This is a genomic window from Streptomyces alboniger (assembly GCF_008704395.1).
GTDB lineage: Bacteria > Actinomycetota > Actinomycetes > Streptomycetales > Streptomycetaceae > Streptomyces > Streptomyces alboniger.
Genome location: NZ_CP023695.1, coordinates 6364060 through 6382482, shown reverse-complemented (window position 1 = coordinate 6382482; position 18423 = coordinate 6364060). Strand labels below are relative to the sequence as shown.

At 72.2% G+C, this 18423-nt stretch carries 13 protein-coding genes and 1 pseudogene; 9 read left to right on the top strand and 5 right to left on the bottom strand.

Features of this window, described 5'->3' with window-relative positions; genetic code table 11:
• The first annotated feature begins 27 nt into the window (after positions 1 to 27).
• From CP975_RS28100 to CP975_RS28090, 3 genes are read left to right on the top strand one after another with little or no spacing between them, the layout of a single operon-like run.
• Positions 28 to 639 carry an ATP-binding protein gene (locus CP975_RS28100; RefSeq protein WP_150477482.1) on the top strand — a complete coding sequence of 204 codons (612 nt, stop codon included), beginning with the start codon at positions 28 to 30 and terminating at the stop codon, positions 637 to 639.
• Entirely contained in the window at positions 636 to 1208 is a 573-nt protein-coding gene (locus CP975_RS28095; protein ID WP_150477481.1) for a winged helix-turn-helix domain-containing protein, read from the top strand. Before CP975_RS28100 ends, CP975_RS28095 begins: the two co-directional genes overlap by 4 nt.
• The gene (locus tag CP975_RS28090; protein ID WP_150477480.1) at positions 1205 to 3127 is read left to right on the top strand and encodes an AMP-dependent synthetase/ligase; all 1923 of its coding nucleotides are present in this window, start codon (positions 1205 to 1207) and stop codon (positions 3125 to 3127) included. Before CP975_RS28095 ends, CP975_RS28090 begins: the two co-directional genes overlap by 4 nt.
• Positions 3128 to 3137: 10 nt before the next feature.
• On the opposite strand, the gene CP975_RS28085 is transcribed toward CP975_RS28090, so the two are convergent.
• Genes CP975_RS28085 through CP975_RS28075 form a run of 3 tightly spaced genes read right to left on the bottom strand, consistent with a single transcriptional unit; the run spans position 3138 to position 8967 of the window.
• Positions 3138 to 4865: an ABC transporter family substrate-binding protein gene (locus CP975_RS28085; protein WP_167532743.1), complete on the bottom strand. Its 1728-nt coding sequence runs from the start codon at positions 4863 to 4865 to the stop codon at positions 3138 to 3140.
• A gap of 23 nt (positions 4866 to 4888) precedes the next feature.
• The gene (locus CP975_RS28080) at positions 4889 to 7990 is read right to left on the bottom strand and encodes a dipeptide ABC transporter ATP-binding protein (RefSeq protein WP_070321229.1); all 3102 of its coding nucleotides are present in this window, start codon (positions 7988 to 7990) and stop codon (positions 4889 to 4891) included.
• Positions 7987 to 8967 carry an ABC transporter permease gene (locus CP975_RS28075; protein WP_246201654.1) on the bottom strand — a complete coding sequence of 327 codons (981 nt, stop codon included), beginning with the start codon at positions 8965 to 8967 and terminating at the stop codon, positions 7987 to 7989. The genes CP975_RS28080 and CP975_RS28075 overlap by 4 nt, the downstream gene beginning before the upstream one ends.
• Positions 8968 to 9259: 292 nt before the next feature.
• On the opposite strand from CP975_RS28075, the gene CP975_RS28070 reads away from it, so the two are divergent.
• The 3 genes from CP975_RS28070 to CP975_RS28060 all read left to right on the top strand — a co-directional run bounded on the left by CP975_RS28070 (position 9260) and on the right by CP975_RS28060 (position 12893).
• On the top strand, positions 9260 to 10525 hold the full coding sequence (locus tag CP975_RS28070) for an MFS transporter (protein WP_055531570.1): 1266 nt from the start codon (positions 9260 to 9262) through the stop codon (positions 10523 to 10525).
• Positions 10526 to 10618: 93 nt separating this feature from the next.
• Positions 10619 to 11311, top strand: coding sequence for an alpha/beta hydrolase (locus CP975_RS28065; RefSeq protein WP_055531567.1), 693 nt, complete (start codon positions 10619 to 10621; stop codon positions 11309 to 11311).
• A gap of 673 nt (positions 11312 to 11984) precedes the next feature.
• Positions 11985 to 12893: a polysaccharide deacetylase family protein gene (locus CP975_RS28060; protein WP_055531565.1), complete on the top strand. Its 909-nt coding sequence runs from the start codon at positions 11985 to 11987 to the stop codon at positions 12891 to 12893.
• A gap of 72 nt (positions 12894 to 12965) precedes the next feature.
• On the opposite strand, the gene CP975_RS28055 is transcribed toward CP975_RS28060, so the two are convergent.
• Positions 12966 to 13634, bottom strand: a complete 669-nt coding sequence (locus CP975_RS28055; protein WP_055531563.1) for a hypothetical protein — start codon at positions 13632 to 13634, stop codon at positions 12966 to 12968.
• Positions 13635 to 14119: 485 nt separating this feature from the next.
• A pseudogene (locus CP975_RS28050) lies at positions 14120 to 14974 on the bottom strand (ABC transporter ATP-binding protein); the annotation flags it as partial.
• Between the two features lie 74 nt (positions 14975 to 15048).
• Between CP975_RS28050 and CP975_RS28045 the strand changes: the two are divergent.
• The 3 genes from CP975_RS28045 (at position 15049) to CP975_RS28035 (ending at position 18423) form a co-directional block, all read left to right on the top strand.
• Positions 15049 to 15780 carry an aminoacyl-tRNA hydrolase gene (locus CP975_RS28045; RefSeq protein ID WP_055531561.1) on the top strand — a complete coding sequence of 244 codons (732 nt, stop codon included), beginning with the start codon at positions 15049 to 15051 and terminating at the stop codon, positions 15778 to 15780.
• A 144-nt stretch (positions 15781 to 15924) separates the two neighbouring features.
• Positions 15925 to 16692, top strand: coding sequence for a DUF4142 domain-containing protein (locus tag CP975_RS28040; protein WP_150477478.1), 768 nt, complete (start codon positions 15925 to 15927; stop codon positions 16690 to 16692).
• 108 nt (positions 16693 to 16800) lie between these two features.
• Positions 16801 to 18423 (top strand): MbnB/TglH/ChrH family RiPP precursor modification enzyme, encoded by a 1623-nt coding sequence (locus tag CP975_RS28035; RefSeq protein WP_150477477.1) that lies wholly within the window; start codon positions 16801 to 16803, stop codon positions 18421 to 18423.

Here is an 18423-nt window from a genome sequence, read left to right as displayed (position 1 = left end):
GGCCTCGGTACGCATGCTTTCCGCCGGATGATTAGGTGGCGTCCCGCATTGAATGCGTATCCATCCGCGCGGTCCTCTGGGAGTCGACAGGGGCGAGCCCGTGAGGCTCTGTCCAGCGGACCACAGGAGGCGCAGATGGCTCCCTTATCCGAGACCGCCGGCCCAGTCGCACTGCGGCCCGGGCCAGGCCATGAGACGCGGCGGCCGAGGGACTTCCGCGCCCTGCGGCTCAGAGTTCCGGCGTCGGTCCGGGCGGTGCCCGGCGCCCGCCATCGGGTACGCCGCTCCATGATCGAGTGGGGGTGGGGCGACCAGGTGGACACCGTGGAACTCCTCTTCTGCGAACTGCTGTCCAACGCCGTCACGCATGCGGCGGCCGGCCCCCGGGCCGAGGAGAGCGTCGAGGTCAGCATCCGGCAGGGGCCCGCATCGCTCGTCGTCGCGGTCGACGACCCGGGGTGCGAGGGCATTCCGGTGGTCGCCGGCTCCCCCGCGGAGGAGCTGGCGGAGAGCGGCCGGGGGCTGCTCCTCGTGGAGGCGATGGCTTCCGCGTGGGGCTGCGACCGGACCCGGGAGGGCACCAGGACCTGGTTCGCCCTCGAAGAACACACGTCCCCCAGCTCTCAGGAAGACGCATGATCCGCTTTCCCGCTCCACCCCCGTCCCCGTCCCCGCCTCCGCCGGGTCGTCGAGGCGCCCACCGGGCGACCGGTGGCGTTCCGGCCCTGCGCTGGCCCGAACAGGCCGACGTCGTGGAGGAGTTGCGTCTTCGCAAGGTGCCTCGGCTCCTCCTGGTGCACCCCGGCGAGCAGCCTCCGACGACCCTGGATCCGATGGAGGACTGGGTGCGACTGCCGGTCGACGAGCGGGAGTTGCGGGTGCGCTGCGAGACGTTGCGGGCGAGAGCGGCGCAGCGCAGACCGGCGATCGACACACAGAACGTGCTGCGTTTCGCCGGACGGCACCTGCCATTGGCGGCGGGCGAGGCCGAGATCGCGCGTCTGCTCATCGAGTCCTACGGCTCGGTGGTCAGCCGGCACGTGCTGGCGGCGCGGGTGTGGCCCGAGGACAGGAGCGGTCGGCGCAACGCGCTGGACGTCAGGATCCTGCGCACGCGCCGCAGGGTCGCCCCCCTCGGCCTGTTCATCAAAACGGTGCGGCAGCGGGGCTATCTGCTCCACGCCGATGTCGACGAAGGAGCGGTATGAACGTCCGTTTGAGCGTGGGTGGCGACACCCCGGTCGCGAGGGACGGCCGAGCCGCCCCGGGCGCCCGCCCCTGCGGCCCTCCCGGGACCGGCGAGACGCTGGCTCACCTGGCACGACGGAACGCTGAGCGGTGGCCGACGGCGGCCGCGATCCGCTGGCGCGGCCCCGCCGACGAGCCGTGCCACATGACGTACGCAGCGGCCTGGGAGGCGAGTGAGGGCACGGCGCGCGGCCTGCTCTCGCTGGGCCTTGCGCCGGGTGACCGGGTGGCGGTGCTCAGCGGACTGCGGCCCGAGTGGACGACGACGCTGCTGGCGGCCGCGGCTTCTGGACTCGTCGTGGTGTCCCTGCTGCCCTCGACGGTTCCGGAGGAGATCGTCCATGTGCTCGGTGACTGCGAGGCCCGGGTGGTGGTGTGCGAGGACGCGGAGCAGTTGGCGAAGGTCGAAGCCGCCCGGCCCCGTCTGCCGCACCTGCGCCACACCGTGCTGATCGACGCTCCGGCCGCTGCCTCACCGCCCGACTCCGCCGGCTCGTCCCCCGACTCCGCCGAGCACCCCGTGCGGACGCTGAGCCTCGACGAACTCCGGGCCCGGGGGCGACGTGACGTGGACGCGGCGGAGCTGAGGCTGCGCTCGGACGCGGTACGGGCGGAGGACCTGCTGGCCATCATCTACACCTCGGGCACCACGGGCCCCAAGAAGGGCTGCGCGCTCAGCCACGGCAACTATGTGAGCGTCCTGCGGGCGCACCCGCAGCCACCGCCCCGGCCGGAGGGCGGTCAGGAGCACACCAACGGAACCGTCTTCGTCGTCACCGGTCCGCACACCATCGCGATGCTGATGCAGGTCCTCGCCTGGTGGTCCCGGTACACGCTCGTCTTCCGGCGCGGCGGCCCCGACGACAGCCTGGTGGACGAGATCCGCGCCGCACGGCCGCAGATCCTGCCGCTCGTCCCGCTGGCGCTCGAACAGATCTACAGCTCGGTCCTCGCCTCCTGGCCCGAGGAGGACGTGTCCCTGGTCGTCGAGGCGGCACGGGCAGGACTGGACGCGCGGGAACGCGTCAGGCGCGGCGAGACCCTGCCGCCCCGCCTCCAGGAGTGGTTCGACGCCACGGAGAAGTCCCTGTTCGCCAAGGTCCGCGACCATTTCGGTGGCGCGCTGCGGAGGGTGACGGTGTCGGGCGCGCCGGTGTCCCGGGAGATCCTCGTCTTCTTCCTGGGCTGCGGGGTTCCCCTCGTCGAGTGTTACGGCATGACGGAGACAGCGGCGGCGGCCACCACCAACACCCCGGACGCCTACCGGCTGGGGACCGTGGGCAGGCCCTTGCCCGGCGTCGAGGTCGCCACGGCGCCCGACGGCGAGGTGCTGATCCGGGGCGCCAACGTGTTCCGCGGCTATTGGGGCTACCACGAGGACGAGTTCGGTTCCGTACGCGACGGCTGGCTGCACACCGGCGACCTCGGCAGCATCGACGCCGACGGGTACGTGACGCTCACCGGCCGCAAGAAGGAACTCATCCAGCTCTCCCACGGTGTGGCCGTGTCACCGAATCCCGTCGAGAGCGAACTGCGCGGAAATCCCCTGATCTCCCACGCGGTCGCCTACGGAGAGGGGAAACCGCACCTCGTGGTCCTGCTGACGCTCAATGAGCCGTACGCCGGGAAATGGGCCGCCGAACGCCGACTGCCCACTGGCATGGCCCCTCTGGTGCGCGACCCGATCCTGCTGCGGGAACTGACGCGGACGGTCCAACGCGCGAACGCCACACTGCAAGAGTATTACCGAGTGCGGGCGTTCATGGTCCTGGACCGCGACCTGTCGCTGGACGAAGGGGAGTTGACCATCTCCATGAAGGTCGCGCGCCATGTGGTGCACGCGCGGTTCCGCGAGGAACTCGACGCCCTCTACCGGTGACCGTGCCCGCTCACCCGGTGAAGCCGATGTCCTGGTAGACGACCGAGGTGAAGCCCTGGGCCCCCAGGTTGGCGAGGGTGCGCTTCGACGCGACGATGCCGGGCTCCTGGTAGAGGGGGACGGCGGCCGCCTGCTGCCAGATCAGGCGGTCGGCCCGATTGATGACGTCGACGGCCCGCCCCCTGTCCGTCTCGGTCGCCGCCTTGTCGAGCAGCGCGTCGATCCGGGAGGTCCCGGTCCGCGAGAAGTTCAACTGGATGTCCTTCCCCTTGGGTTTCACGTAGATGCTGCGACTCACCGACACCGGGAAAGGCCTTTTGGTCCAGCTGAAGACGGCGAGGTCGAAGTTGCCGGGAATGACATAGCGCTCGAAAAGCACGTTCTGCGGCACGAACGTGAGTTTCAGCCGTACGCCCACCTCGCGGAGCATGGCCTGGATGACCCGTCCCTCGTTCTGCGCTTCCGCCTCACCGCTGACGGACACATAGTCCAGTTCGAGCGTCCGTCCGCCCTTCTTGCGGAATGCGCCCTCGCGGCGCCAGCCTGCCGAGGCGAGCGCCGCGCGGGCCGCCGCGGGATCGTACGTACCGACCTGGCCCGCGTTGTCCCGGTAGCCGTCCTGCTGGGGGAGGAAGAAGTGGTTTCCGAGCGGTCGGGCGTTCCAGTCGACCCCCTGGAGCGCTACCCGGGCGATCCTGCGGCGGTCGACAGCCTGTGCCAGAGCCCTCCGGACGCGGACGTCCTTGAGGATTCGGCTCTGCCCGTTCATGGTCATCTGGTGGTGGCTCGGCGTCGCGGCCCGCAGGATCTGTGCGCCGGGCGTGTCCTGGGCGGAGCGGTACGCGGCGGCCCTGGTCCCGACATCGAAGAGATCGATCTCGCCGTTGCCGAAGGCCCCGGGGTGGGCGGCCGGGTCGAGTGCGCGGAACACGATCCTGTCCAGGAGCGGAGTGTCCCCCCACCACTTCTCGTCGCGCACCACGGTCAGTGTCTTGGCGGTCTCGTCCCGGCCGGCGAACCTGAACGGTCCGGCCGTGACCCTGGCCCTGCCCTTGAATCCGGCGTTGAAGCCGGTGGCTTTACCGATGACGGACGCCGGGTACAGCGGCGTGAACAGTGATCGCCACTCCCCGAAGGGGCGGGCGAAGTCGACGATGACCTCCCGGTCTCCCCCGGGCCCCGCGGACACCTTCGAGATCAGCTCGTAGCCGGTGCGGGAAAGCGGGTGGAAGGCGGGGTCCCGGCCGTTCTGCGCCTTCCAGTTCGCCCGGAAGTCCCGGTAGGTGATCGGCGACCCGTCGGTCCATCGCGCGTTCTCGTTGACGCGGTAGGTGACGCGCTGCCGACCGGCCCTCGTCCGGGACGCGGCGGACACGAGGTAGTCGGGGTCGGGGGTGACGCGGCCCCGGGCGTCGCTCTTCATGACGACGGGCAGCATCGACTCCACGATGCGCCGCGTGTCGACGTGACCGCCGTCGAGGTGCCGGACGTTGAGGTTCTCCTGGATGACAGCCACGGGCCAGTCGAGCACGCCTCCCTTCTTCAGGTCGGCGCGGTCCACGGGGTTGATCCGGCTCGCGGGCGGCGCTGCCGACGAGGGCTTGTCGTCGCGAGTCGAACACGCGGTGACGAGTGACGCGCAGACCGCGGCCGCGGCCACGACCGCGATCACCGGCGTGCGTGCCGTATGTGCCGTACGAGCCGTGTGTGCCGTACGTGCCGTGCGGGAAGAGCGCAAGATGCCGCCTCCTGAAGACGTGACTACTGACTGCTCGGCCATGGCTGTGGGGGGTCTCCGTCGCGGGCCTCGTGAGGCCCGGCGAAGTGACAGGCCACGGTGTGTTCCGCCGCCTGGACCGACGGCAGGGGGTCCTCGCTCTCGCAGCGCCGTCGCTGCTCGCTCGGCAGCTCCGCGTAGCGGGGGCATCGACCGCGGAAGCGGCACCCCGTGGGAATGTCCATCGGTCCCAGGGGCTCACCGAGCAGGGGCAGGCGTGGTCGATTCCGCTCCAGCCTCGGCTCGGGCCGCGGGGCGGCGGAGAGCAGCACCTGGGTGTACGGGTGGCCGGGCCGGGTGAGGACCGTGTCGGCGTCACCGGTCTCGACGACGCGCCCGAGGTGCATGACGGCGACGCGGTCCGCGAGGTAGCCGGCGACCGCGAGGTCGTGGGCGACCAGGAGACAGCTGAGGCCCAGCTCCGCCCGCAGTCTTCGCAGCAGGTTGAGCACCGCCGCCTGTGCCGAGACGTCGAGGGCGGAGACGGGCTCGTCGAGCAGCAGGAGCCTCGGCCGCAGGGCCAGCGCCCGCGCGATGCCGACTCTTTGGGCCTGGCCTCCGGAGAGCTGGGCGGGGAAGCGGTCCCGGTGCTCCGCGCCGAGGCCGACGAGATTGAGCAGGTCGGCGGCCCTGCGGGTGCTCGCGTCGCGCGTCCAGCCGTGCGTGGCCAGCGGCTCGGTGAGGATGTCCGCGACGGTCATGCGCGGATCCAGCGCCGCGACCGGGTCCTGGAACACCATCTGCACCTCACGGCAGAGCAGTCGCCGCTCGCCCGGCGACGCGCCGCGGATGTCCCGACCGGCGACCAGCACCGTCCCGGCCGCGTGCCCCCGCTGCGGCGGCGCCTCGACGACCTGTCTCAGCAGCGTGGTCTTGCCGCTTCCCGATTCACCGACGAGTACGAGCGTCTCCCCTTCCCGGATGTCCAGGCTGACGTCGTCCACCGCCCGTACCGGACCGGCCCCGGCCCGTCCGGAGGACGTCCGGCGGGCCGGGTAGTGGCGGGACACCCGCCGCATCCGCAGGACGACGGGCCGCTCGACGCGCGGCGGCGGCGGCGCGTACACACTGGGTACAGAGGGTCCAGAGGGTGTCGACAGGGCCGCCGTGAGGGCCGGCCCGTGCTTCTGCTCGAACTCTGCGCTGCGCAGGCACGCGGTCGCGTGGCCGACGCCGTCGCGGACCTCCAGTACGGGCTCCTCCTCACCGCAGGCGTCGAAGGCCAGCGGGCACCGCGGCACGAAGGGGCAGCCCCGCGGCGTCCGGAGCGGACTCGGTGGACTGCCCTCGATGGGGGTCAGGATGCGGTGGCGGGTCTCCGGGCGGGGCACGGCACCGAGCAGGCCGATCGTGTACGGCATCCGGGGGCGTTCGTAGACGTCGTCCACGGGGCCTTCCTCGACGAAGCGTCCCGCGTACATGACGTGGATCCGGTCAGCCAGTCCCGCGACCACCGCCAGGTCGTGCGTGATGATGACGACCGCCGCTCCGGTGGCCGTTCGGGCTCTGCCGAGGAGGTCCAGGATCTGGGCCTGGGCGGTGACGTCCAGTGCGGTCGTGGGTTCGTCGGCGACGATGACCGAGGGGCCGTGGGCGATGGCCATGGCGACGGCGACGCGTTGCCGCATTCCGCCGGACAACTCGTGGGGGTAGGCGTCGATCCGCCGCGCGGGGTCGGCGATGCCGACCAGCCCCAGGAGCTGGACCGCCCGCTGCCGCGCTGCCGTCCTGGTCAGCCGCTTGTGTACGCGCAGGGCCTCCGCGAGCTGGAATCCGACGGAGTACACGGGGGTCAGCGACGAGTGCGAGTCCTGGAAGACGATGGACAGTTCCTTGCCGCGGATGCGGCACAGTCCGGCCTCGCCGAGGGCCGTCAGGTCCTGTCCGTTCAGCAGCACGGATCCGCGGACGTCGGCCTGTTCGGGCAGAAGGCCGAGGATGGCCGACGCCGTCACCGACTTCCCGGCCCCGGATTCCCCGACGACGGCGAGGACTTCGCCGGGCCGCACCTGAAGGGACACTCCCCGGACCGCGTGTACGGTGCCGCCGGGACTCGGCAGGGAGACATGGAGATCCCGCACCTCAAGGACGGGCGGGTCGGATGGGGTAGGGGGTTCCGCCCGGAGCCGGCCGCCTGCGACGGGAGTGCCGCCCGCCGGGGCGTCTCGTCGGTGCCTCGTGCCCGCGGACGTGCCTCGTCGGCGCTTCGTACCCGCGGACGTCGGGTCGAGTGCGTCGCGCAGGCCGTCGCCGATCAGGAAGAGCGACAGGCACAGCAGCAGCAGACAACACACCGGGAAGTAGAAGAGCCAGGGATACGCCATCGCGTTCGGCGTGCCCGTGGCGATGACCGCCCCGAGGGACACCTCCGGGGGCCGCGCCCCGAAGCCCAGGTAGGCGAGGCCCGCCTCGGCGATCACGGCGGACCCGGCCTGGAGGGTCGCGTCGATGATGAGGAAGGAGGCCAGCGAGGGAACCGCATGCCGGCGGATCACCGTCCTGCCGGGCACCCCGAGGTAGCGTGCCGCCCGCACGAAGTCGCGTTCCCTCAGCGACCGGGTGCTGTCGCGTACCACCCGAGCGGTGATCATCCAGCTGAATGCCGTGAGGAACACGACGAGCAGCAGCCAGCTCGTCTCCTCGATGACCGGGGACACCGCCGCGACCAGCAGAAACCCGGGCAGCACCAGGAAGAGGCCGATGCACGAGAGGACCACGCGGTCCAGTCGGCCTCCGTGATAGCCCGCGGCTGTCCCGATGACGACCGCCACCGTCGTACCGAGGATCGCGGTGAGCACGCCCACGACCAGAGATCTCCGGGTCCCCCGCAGGACCTGGGCGAAGACGTCCGCTCCCGCCCCGTCGGTGCCGAACCAGTGGCTGCCGCTCGGAGGCCGGCGCAGGGCCAGGGGGTCGAGAGCGGTGTGGTCCCAGGGGTAGAACAATGGCCCGCAGCAGGCGAGCAGGGCGAGCCCGGTGAGCAGTGCCGAACCGGTGAGCGCTGCCGGGTGGCGCCTCACCGCGCCCGGGGTGAGGGCGGTCCGGTCCGTCGCCAGGAGCGCGCCGGGGTCGGGGAGTGTGCTCATGCGGCCCTGCTCCTCGGGTCGAGGGCGAGGTGCAGCACGTCGGCGATCAGACCGGCCGCGAGGACCAGGGCGGCGGTGAAGAGCCCGACCGCCGCCACCGGGTTGACGTCCTGGGTGAGCACGGAGTCCACGAGCCATTCGCCCATGCCGTGCCAGCCGAAGATCTTCTCGACGAAGACGGCTCCGGTGAACGTCAGCACCGTGTTGTAGGTCAGCAGGGGAAGCAGCGGCAGTACCGCCACTCGCAGCCCGTGTCTGCGCAGGGCAGTGCGTGGCGAAAGGCCTTTGGCCCGGGCTGTGCGTACGAAGTCCGCGTGGAGGACATCGAGCATCGTATTGCGCTGGTAGAGGCTGAACAGCGCGGCTTGGAAAGCGATGAGCGTGATACTCGGCAGCACGAAATGCTGGGCTCTGCTGAGCAGTCTGCCCCAGGTGCCCGTCGCCCCTGGCGCGTATTCACCCGTGTATTCGAAAACGGTAATGCCCACCGCGTCGTTGATGTTCCTCGCCCACAACTGCAAGGCGGCCGCGATGACGAAGACCGGTGTGGCGAGGACGGTGAAGGACGCCAGGGTCAGAGCACGGTCACTCCGGCGCCGCTGCCGGGTGGCGCTCCAGGCCCCCAGCAGGATCCCGGCAGCCGAGCCGACGGCCGTGGCCACCAGCACCAGCCTGACGCTGGTCGCGGCGCGGCGCAGGAACTCCGGGCTCACGCGCGCACCGGACACCGTGTAGCCCAGGTCTCCCCTGGCGACCCCTCGCGCCCAGTGAACGAACCGTTCGGCAGCCGGAGTTTTGGGGTTGAGGTTGTAGGCGTTGAGGACGGCCTCGATCTCCGCCGGGGACGGCGGTGGATTGCGATCGGCATAGGTGGACCGCGGGTCCAGGCTCAGCGCCGCGAGAAAGTAGGTGCAGGTACCGGCCACCATCACCAGTACGAGATGGGCACCCAGTCGTCGGGCGCATCGGAGGAACACGTCGAGACCCCCTCAAGCCGACGCCGTACGGCGAACGTACCGACTTCTCCCCCGCTTCCGGCACTTGACCGGGAATGCATACCCGTTAGTGGTATTCGCCGGAGATTCAGCACGAGTCGGGGAGCGCGTCCGTACCGGCCGCTCCCTCCGGACCTCGACGTCCCCCTTCTCGCGTCAGGGGCCTAGTGGATCCGTTCGTTCACTGCTAAACATTCTCGATACGCGTCAACTGACACGTGTCACCGAGGTCCTGCCGCGCCCTGAGGGCCGACCACCGGAGGAGGAGGGCAACATGGCCCTTTCCGCTCGCCAGGAACAGGTCTCCCCGTCGGATCATGCCGCCCGCGTCCCGCGCGGTCTGATGCCGCTGCTCATGCTCGGCAACACCGCGATGTTCACGCTCTACATCGGCGTCGGCGGCGTCCTGCTCCCCCTCCAGATCGAGCAGATCGACCAGGCCGACAAGGTCGCGCTGCTCGGCCTGGTCAGCGGGGTCAGCGCGGTCTTCGCCACCCTCTTCAACCCGGTCGCGGGTGCTCTCTCGGACCGGTCGGGGCGCCGCAACCCGTGGATCCTCGGCGGCGGGCTCGCCGCGGTCGGCGCGATGGCGCTGCTCGGCGGGGCCGACACGGTGCTGCTCGTGACCATCGCCTGGTGCGTCGGCCAGGCCGTCATGAACGTCTTCCAGGCCGCGCTCACCTCCGTCGTCCCGGACCGGGTGCCGCTCTCCGCGCGCGGCAGGGCGTCCGCAGCGGTCGGCCTCGGCATGCCGATCGGCTCGACCATCGGGGCGCTGCTCGGCTCGGCCTTCGCGGACCGCGTCGGCACCGGCTATCTGGTGCTCGGCGCCTTCGTGGCGCTGTCCGCCGTGCTCTTCACCTCGTTCGCCCGGGAGAAGCCGCTGCCCGTGGTGGCCAGGGTCGAACAGGTGCCGCTGAAGCGGCAGTTCGCGGCGTTCCTCGGCGCCCTGCGCCACCACGACTTCCGCTGGGCCTTCATCGGGCGGGCGCTGCTCGTCCTCGGCTACTTCTGCGTCTTCGGCTACCAGCTCTACATCCTCCAGGACCACATCGCCCTGCCGCCCGGCATCGGGCCCGAGGCCGCCATCGCGATCCTCGCCCCGGTCAACGCGGCCGCCATGGCCCTCTCCACGGTCGTCGGCGGCGTGCTCTCCGACCGTCTGGACCGCCGCAAGCTGTTCGTCGCGCTCTCCGCGGTGATCTCCGCGGTCGCGCTGACCGTCCCCGCGGTCTCGCCGACCTGGCCCGCCATGCTCGTCTTCGCCGTGCTCAACGGTCTCGGCTTCGGCTGCTTCATGGCCGTCGACAACGCGCTCGTCTCGATGATCCTGCCGAGCGCCGAGGACGCGGCGCGCGATCTGGGCGTTCTCAACATGGCGCAGGCGGGCCCGCAGATCCTGGCGCCGTTCGCCGCCTCCGTGATCGTCTCGCTCTGCGGCGGCGGTCAGGGCGGGGGCTACACCGCGCTGTTCCTCGCCGGCGCGGTGCTCTCCCTGCTGGGCGCGCTTGCCGTACGGCCGATCCGCGGGGTGCGCTGACCGGCCCCCAGCACGGCCCCCGATACGGCTCTCGCGGCGCATCGTCCAAGATCGAGGTGTGCCGACCGGCTCACGTGAAAGAAGGGCACCACCATGAAGCTGCACACCCACGAATGGGGAACAGGAGACCGCGTCGCGCTCCTGGTCCACGGAATCATGTCGGACCACCGCACGTGGCGGCGCGTGGGGCCCGAACTCGCCGACCGCGGCTACCGCGCGATCGGCGTCGACCTGCGGGGGCACGGGATGAGCGAACGCGGGCCGTACAGCGCGAAGTTGTTCGCGGACGACCTCGTCGAAACGCTGCCGGCGGGCGCGGAGCTGGCGATAGGGCACTCGCTCGGCGCGATCGCGCTGGCCCTCGCGGCCGAGCGCCTGGCGCCCGCGCGGGCCGTCTACTCCGATCCGGCCTGGGCGCTCGGCCGCGTCGGGGCGGCGGACCCCGCGCTGTTCGTGGAGTTCAAGGGCGCCAGGCGCGAGGTGATCGCGCACTTCAACCCGCGCTGGGACGAGGCCGACGTCGACATCGAACTCGCCACGCTGGCCGCCTGGGATTCGGACACCGCGCTCGCGCTCTCCGGCGCGAACGCCGTCGACCGCACCCCGGCCAAGGCGGTCGTCCCCTCGCTCGTCCAGGTCGCGGAGACCAGTTTCCTCGTCGACGAGGCGATGAAGGAGGAGCTGACGGGGCGCGGGTTCGAGGTACGTACGGTCAAGGGCACGGGGCACACCATCCACCGCGACGACTTCGAGGCGTTCATGGCTTCGCTGGAGGGGTGGGTGTGAGCGCGGGGGCCCGACCGCGCTGACCACGAGCGGCGTGGTCCGTGGCGAACACCTCGCGGGCGGTGCCGTGCCCCGTTTCTCGGCATCCCGTACGCCGCTGGACCCCGTGGGCCAGCTGCGCTTCCGTCCGCCCGCCAGGCCGTCGCACCGGCACGGCGTACGCGACTGCGTCGTCAGCGAGGAGCGGATCGCCACGGACGAGGCTGGCAGCGCCACGACGTGGTGGTCCTCTCGCTCAACTACCGCCTGGGGCGTTGGGTTGGCTGTACGTTCCACATCTCCTCGGCTCCTCGGCCCGGAGTACCGCGGTCGGCCAACCTCGGCCTCCCGGGGGGACGGGTCCGCTCCCTCCTCCCGGGAGGGAACGCGCCCGCGGGCGCCGTCACGCCGCCGGAGCGCGCCGCCGTCCGGGGGGCCCGCCGCTCGGGGAGGCACTGCCGCCGCTAACCGGGGGCCGCCGCCGGGGAACCGCCGCCCACAGTTCTGGGGTCGCCGCCAGGTTGGGCGCCAGCGCCAGGCCCAGCAGGGCAGTGCAGGGCAGGACAGGGCGGCCCCCGGCAGGGCGGCTCCAGGCGCGCCGACCAGCGCAGAGCCCCAGCCCAGATGGGTGGTGCCGGGACGGACATGCGGGCCGATAACCTAATTATCGCATTCCCGCACATATCGTCACCACGTGATCACTCTCGCACGGAGACGCGCCGCGCTCTGCGCCCTGGGCGCCCTGACCACCGTCCTCGCCGGCTGCTCATCCGGCGACACCACGGGCAACGGCCACCCGGGCCGCCCGGCCGGGCCCGCCGCGACCGCCTCGCCGCCCGCCCCTCCCACGCTCGCACCCGGCCCCTCGGGGCTCACCCCCGTGTTCAGCAACGGATCCCGGACGCAGGGCCGTACCGTCGCGCTCACCTTCGACGCGGACATGACCGTGAACCAGGGGACGCGGGCCGCGGCCGGTGAGCGGTTCGACCATCCCGAACTGGTCGCGACGCTGCGGAGGCTGAAGGTACCGGCGACGTTCTTCATGACGGGCCGCTGGGCGGAGGAGTATCCGGCCCAGGCCAAGGCCATCGGCAAGGACCCGCTCTTCGAGGTCGCCAACCACTCGTACAGCCACCATGCCTTCACCAGCGACTGCTACGGCCTGCCGACCGTGCCTCCGGAACGGATGCGCGCGGACATGGAACGTGCCTACGACGCGTTCCGCAAGGCGGGCGTCGAGCGTCCGCTGCCGTACTTCCGCTTCCCCGGGGGCTGCTACGACCAGCGGGCCCTGCGCGCGCTCGCGCCCGGCGGCGTCACCGCCGTGCAGTGGGACGTGGTCAGCGGCGACGCCTTCGCGACGGACGCCGATGCGGTGGCCCGGCAGGTGGTCGACGGGGTGCGGCCGGGCTCGGTCGTCGTCATGCACTGCACCCGCAGCGCGGCGCCGACGACGGAACGCGCCCTGCGGACGATCATCCCGAAGCTGCGGGAACGGGGCTTCCGGTTCGTGCGGGTGTCGGAGCAGATCCGTTCGACCCGGGTGGCGGTGGCGCGGGGCCAGGGAGCCTCCGACGGGCGGGACTTCACGGGCACGCCCTAGGCTGGGCGGCCGGCAGACCGGCGGTCCAGCTGTACAGCCGTACAGCCGTACAGCCGTACAGCCGTGGGAGAGTCAACCGCGCCGCGAGCTGAGCGCGCAGGCCGTCCACACCGCCGCCACCGCGGCGGCAACCGCACCCGCCAGTGCTCCCAGTGGCCACGGCACGACACCCTCCCGCGAGCCCGTCGTCAGGTCGGTCAGCACCGACTGGGCCGGGGAGCCTGTCGTGACCAGGAGGAGCAGTGCGGCCAGCAGCATCGTGGGGACGGACTTGCCCGCCGAGCGCAGCAGGGGCCAGTTGGTGAGGGCGCCGACCGCCGTGCCGAGCAGCGCGCTGACCAGCATCGCGATCAGGCCGGCGGCGCCCGCGGGGACGCGGGCCACCGGCAGGCGGCCGTTGGTGCTCGCCCCGTCGCTGATGACCGTCACCACGAGCACGGCCAGCACCCCCAGCGCGGACGCGACAAGGAACGCCGACAGGAGCGAGGCCAGATGCGCTCGCCCCGGGCCCGCCGCGGCAGCGGAGCAACTGCGCGCCGCGGGCGGTTCGTTGGTCGCGCATATACGTACCAGCCAGGCGGCGACCGGCAGGAGCGTGGCCGCGGCGTAGGCGAGCGAGTCCAGCACGGGCTGCCCGCCCTGGACGCCGACGGCCAGGAAGACGGCGTACAGGATCACCGGGGCGAGCCACCGCTGCGACCGCCCCAGGAGGGCCATGTGGTAGGCGAGCAGAGCACTCATCGCTGGGCCTGCCCCTCAGAGACCGGGACCGAGTAGGAGGCTGAGGCCGGATCTGAGGCTGAGGCTGGGCCCGGATCAGAAGCCGCGGCCGAGTCGGACGCCGGGGACGGATCGGAAGCCGAGGCCGAATCGGAAACTGAGGCCGGATCTGAAGCTGAGGCCGGGCCCGGTTCAAAAGCCGAGGCCGGATCAGAAAAAGCGACCGAGTCGGAAGCCGAAACCGGGCCAGAACCCGGGCCCGGATCAAAAGCCGAGGCCGGATCAGAAAACGCGGCCGAATCGGAAGCCGAAACCGAATCAGAGGCCGAAACCGCACCAGAAGCCGGGCCCGGATCAGAAGCCGCGGTCGGATCGGAGACTGAGGCCGGAGCTGAAGCCGAGGCCGAATCGGAAGCCCAGGCCGGATCAGAAGCCCGGGCCAGATCGGAGGCCGGGGCCGAGCCAGGAGCCGGGGTCGGGGTCGGGATCGAGGCCGGGGCCCGTTCCACCGTCACGACGTGCCACGGCGGCCGTGCCGTCAGGAGTTCACGCAGGACCAGGTCCGAGTGGCTCTCCGGGACCTTGAGCCGCGTGGCCCCCTCCGGCGCGTCGGTCACGACGGTCGCCGCCGCGGCGGTGACCGGAGCTGGAAGCTCCGCGCCCCGCGGGCCCCGCGTCAGGATGGTGACCGTCGGCCCGTCCCGCTCGGCCAGGGGCTCGGAACTCCCTCGCTCTGTCCGCCGCTTCACTTCCGCGCCGACCACCCCGTACGTCTCGTCCACCACGCCCAGCAGCCGCCGCGGGTCGTGGTCCACGAAGGCGACGGCGCCGCCCGCCGCCGTGCGCTCGGCCACCGCGCGGTCGAGTTCCGCGCGGGCGGCGGCGTCCAGGCCGGTCCACGCCTCGTCCAGGACCAGCAGATCGGGCGCGGCCAGCAGCGCCTGCGCCACGGCGACCTTCTGACTGCTGCCCTTGGAGAGTTCGCTGAGCGGAGTACGGGCGTACCCCCCGGCGCCGAAGCGCTCCAGCCACTGTTCCGCGCTCCGGCCCGCCGCACCCCGCGCGAGACCGTGGACCCGCGCCATGTGCGTGAGGTAGCCGACCGCGGTGAACGGCATGGAGGCGGGGAAGCGTTCGGGTACGAACGCCGTGCGCGGGCGCCCCGCCACGCGCCCCTCGGAGGGCGCGTCGATACCGGCCAGAAGCCTCAACAGGGTTGACTTCCCGCTGCCGTTGGCGCCCTCGACCCGTACGAGGGCGCCCGCCCGCACGCCCAGCTCGACACCGCGCAGCACCCACGGCCCGCGGACGCCGTAGCGCCGCCCCACCCCGCTCAGCCGCACCACGAGATCACGTTCCATGCGGGCCATCCTCGCGTACGCCCCCTCCGGAAGCCCGGCGGACCTGCGAACCGGCGCACTGGCAGACTGGACGCGTGAGCGACGAGAACACCACCACCGCCCAGGACAGCCCCTTCCGGCACGAGACCGCCTCGCGCGACGAGGCCCCGCAGTTCGTACTGCCCCTCGTCGCCCGCATCGAGCGCGCCGCTCCCCCGGCCCGCACCGACGCGCTGGAGACCGCGGCCCGTGCCGTCCTGGTGATGCTGAGCGACGAGCGTTCCCTGGGCGAGGGCGAGTGGGCGAGGGCGATGCGCGACTGGCAGGACGCCCGCATCCGCAAGGTGGTGCGCCGGGCGCGGGGTGCCGAGTGGCGAAGGGCCGAGGCGCTGCCCGGCATCACGGTCACCGGCAAGTCGGCGGAGGTCCGCGTCTTCCCGCCGGTTCCGCTGGACGGCTGGCCGAAGGATCTGGCGCGGCTCCAGGTGTCGGGCACGGACCTGGACGATCCCGAGCCGCCGGCCGGGGCCGACCCGACCCACCCCGTCCTGTGGATGAGCCCCGACGTCGACATGTCGGCGGGCAAGGCGATGGCGCAGGCGGGCCACGGTGCCCAACTGGCCTGGTGGGAGCTGTCGGCGGAGGACCGCACGGCCTGGCGCGACGCCGGGTTCCCGCTCTCCGTCCGCACCCCCGATGCCGCCCTCTGGCGCGAACTCACCTCCAGTGGCCTGCCGGTGGTCCGCGACGCGGGCTTCACCGAGATCGCCCCGGGGTCCTGCACGGTGGTCGCCGACCACCCGGCCCTGCGCGCGCCCCGCCCGTGACCGCCTCCGCGCGCGAGATCACGCCTCCCAGGCGGAAGATCACGCACCCCGATCCGAACAATCTCTCGCGCACTTGAACGCCCCGCACGTATCTTCCGTACTCCCCGGTATCACCGGTGACACGGGAGCATTACGGGAGGCACCTTGCGGCGCGTCAACGGCACGGCTCTGATCATCGCGGCACTCGTCGCCACGCTCGGCGCGCTCGCGTTCCCCATGTGGTCGTACGCCGACCGCTCCGGCACGGGGCCCGCCAATCTGGCCGCCGGGTCCGTGTCCACCCAGTGGGGGCCTCTCTCGGCGGCCGACCGGGATCTGCTGGTGAAGGTGCGGCTCGCCGGGCTCTGGGAGATACCGGCCGGGCAACAGGCCGTGGAGCGCGCGCCGACCGAGGCCATCAAGGAGGCGGGCGACCACCTCATCGTCGGCCACACCGACCTCGACCAGCGGGCCCGCACCACCGCCGCGAAACTGGGCGTGGAGTTGCCCAATCAGCCCACCGAGCAACAGCAGGGCTGGCTGAAGGAGTTGACGGAGGCGAGCGGCGAGACGTACCAGCGCAAGTTCGCGAACCTGCTGCGGGTCGCGCACGGCAAGGTGTTCAGCGTGGTCGCCCAGGTGCGCGACACCACCCGCAACTCCCTGATCCGGCAGCTCGCCACGGACGCCAACCAGACCGTCCTCGACCACATCACGATGCTGGAGGCCACCGGCCTCGTCGACTTCGACGGAATCGCGAACGACGCCGCGTCGAACGCGACCGCCAGCCCTTCCGGGCCTCCCCCGCCGTCCGGGGGCACTCCCCCGGAGCCCGTGCCCGCCCGGCCCAGCGGCGACATCTCCACCACGTCCCGGCCCTCGCCCGGCCCGCCGGGCCAGATCAACACCGGACGGCCGGAACCTCAAATGTAGCTCTGAACGTCCCTCCCTGAGGGTTCGGCCGACCCCGCCCCGGTGAAGGACCCGGGGACGGGGATCGGGGGGACCGGTTCGGGGGACGAGGGGTGAAGGGGGAGCGACATGCGGCGTCTGGGGACCGGCATCGGCTGGCGTCCGGAGATCGCGGACGCCGTGGAGGCGATGCCCGGCATCGACTGGGTCGAGGCGGTCGCGGAGAACGTCTGTCCGGGCCATCTGCCCGACTCCCTGCTGCGGCTGCGCGAGCGCGGCGTGACCGTCGTGCCGCACGGCGTCTCCCTGGGCCTCGGCGGCGCCGACCGCCCCGACGAGGGCCGGCTGACCGCGCTCGCCGAGCGGGCGCTGGCGCTCGGCTCGCCGCTGGTCACCGAGCACATCGCGTTCGTGCGCGCGGGCGGCGACCTCACCGCGACGCAGCTCCTCGAAGCCGGTCATCTGCTGCCGGTGCCGCGCACCCGTGACGCGCTCGCCGTGCTCTGCGAGAACGTCCGCATCGCGCAGGACGCGCTGCCCGTGCCGCTCGCCGTGGAGAACATCGCGGCGCTGATCTCCTGGCCCGGTGAGGAGATGACGGAGGGCCAGTTCCTGTACGAGCTGGTCGAGCGCACGGGCGTACGTCTGCTCATCGACGTCGCCAACCTCCACACGAACCACGTCAACCGCGGCGAGGACCCGGCCAAGGCCCTGGACGAGCTGCCGGTCGAGGCCATCGCGTACGTCCATGTGGCGGGCGGCTTCGAACGGGACGGAGTCTGGCACGACAGCCACGCGCACCCCGTACCGGAACCGGTCCTCGCGATCCTGACCGACCTCGCCTCCCGGACGACCCCACCGGGCGTCCTCCTGGAGCGCGACGACAACTTCCCCGAACCGGCCGAGCTGGAGCGGGAGCTGGCCACGATAAGGGCCACGGTGGAGACGACGGGCAAACTGGCCGGGGACCTTGGCACGAAGGCGGGCGGGGGCCTCCCCAAGGGGGCCGGTGGAGGCCTCCCGGGCGGATCGCACGAGGGCCTTCCGGGTGGGCGGCGCGGAGAACTCCCAGACGAGCAGCACGGGGAACTCCTGGGCGGGCGGCGCGGGGAACTCCCAGACGGGCAGCGCGGAAGTCTCCCAGGCGGGCCGCGTGAGGACCACCTCTCTGGCGCAGCGCCCGGGGGCAACCCCAGCAGTCCGCGCACTCCGCGCACTCCGCGCGAGGGATTCTCCGACGTGCCGCACGAGGCCTCCCTCACCGCGCCACACCAAGACCTTCCCGACGCACCACGCGAAGACCTCCCCGCGCCCCCGGGGGACCTTCCCGCGCCCGCCGAAGCCCGGCAGCGCAGCGCCCTCGCGCAGGCCGCCCTGCTCTCCGCGCTCGTCGCGGGGACCCCGGCCCCCGAAGGATTCGACCGCGCGCGGCTGAAGGTGCAGAGCCACGCGCTGGCCGCCAAGCGGGCCGATGTCGTCGCGAAGGTCGCGCCCGAGCTGCCGGACATCCTCGGCGGGGCGTACCGCGCCGACTTCCTCGCCTACGCCCACGCCCGGCCCATGACGGGCGGCTACCGCCTCGACGCGCTGAGGTTCGCCGAGCACCTGCTGCTCGCCGGGCGGCTCGAAGGCACCGACGCCGGACGGCGGCTGAGCGACTGGTGGCTGGAGCGCTCGGGCCCCGCGCCGCTCTCCCGGCGGCCCGCCGCCAGGCTGCTCAAGGCCACCCGCCGCATCCTGTCGGGGCGGTGA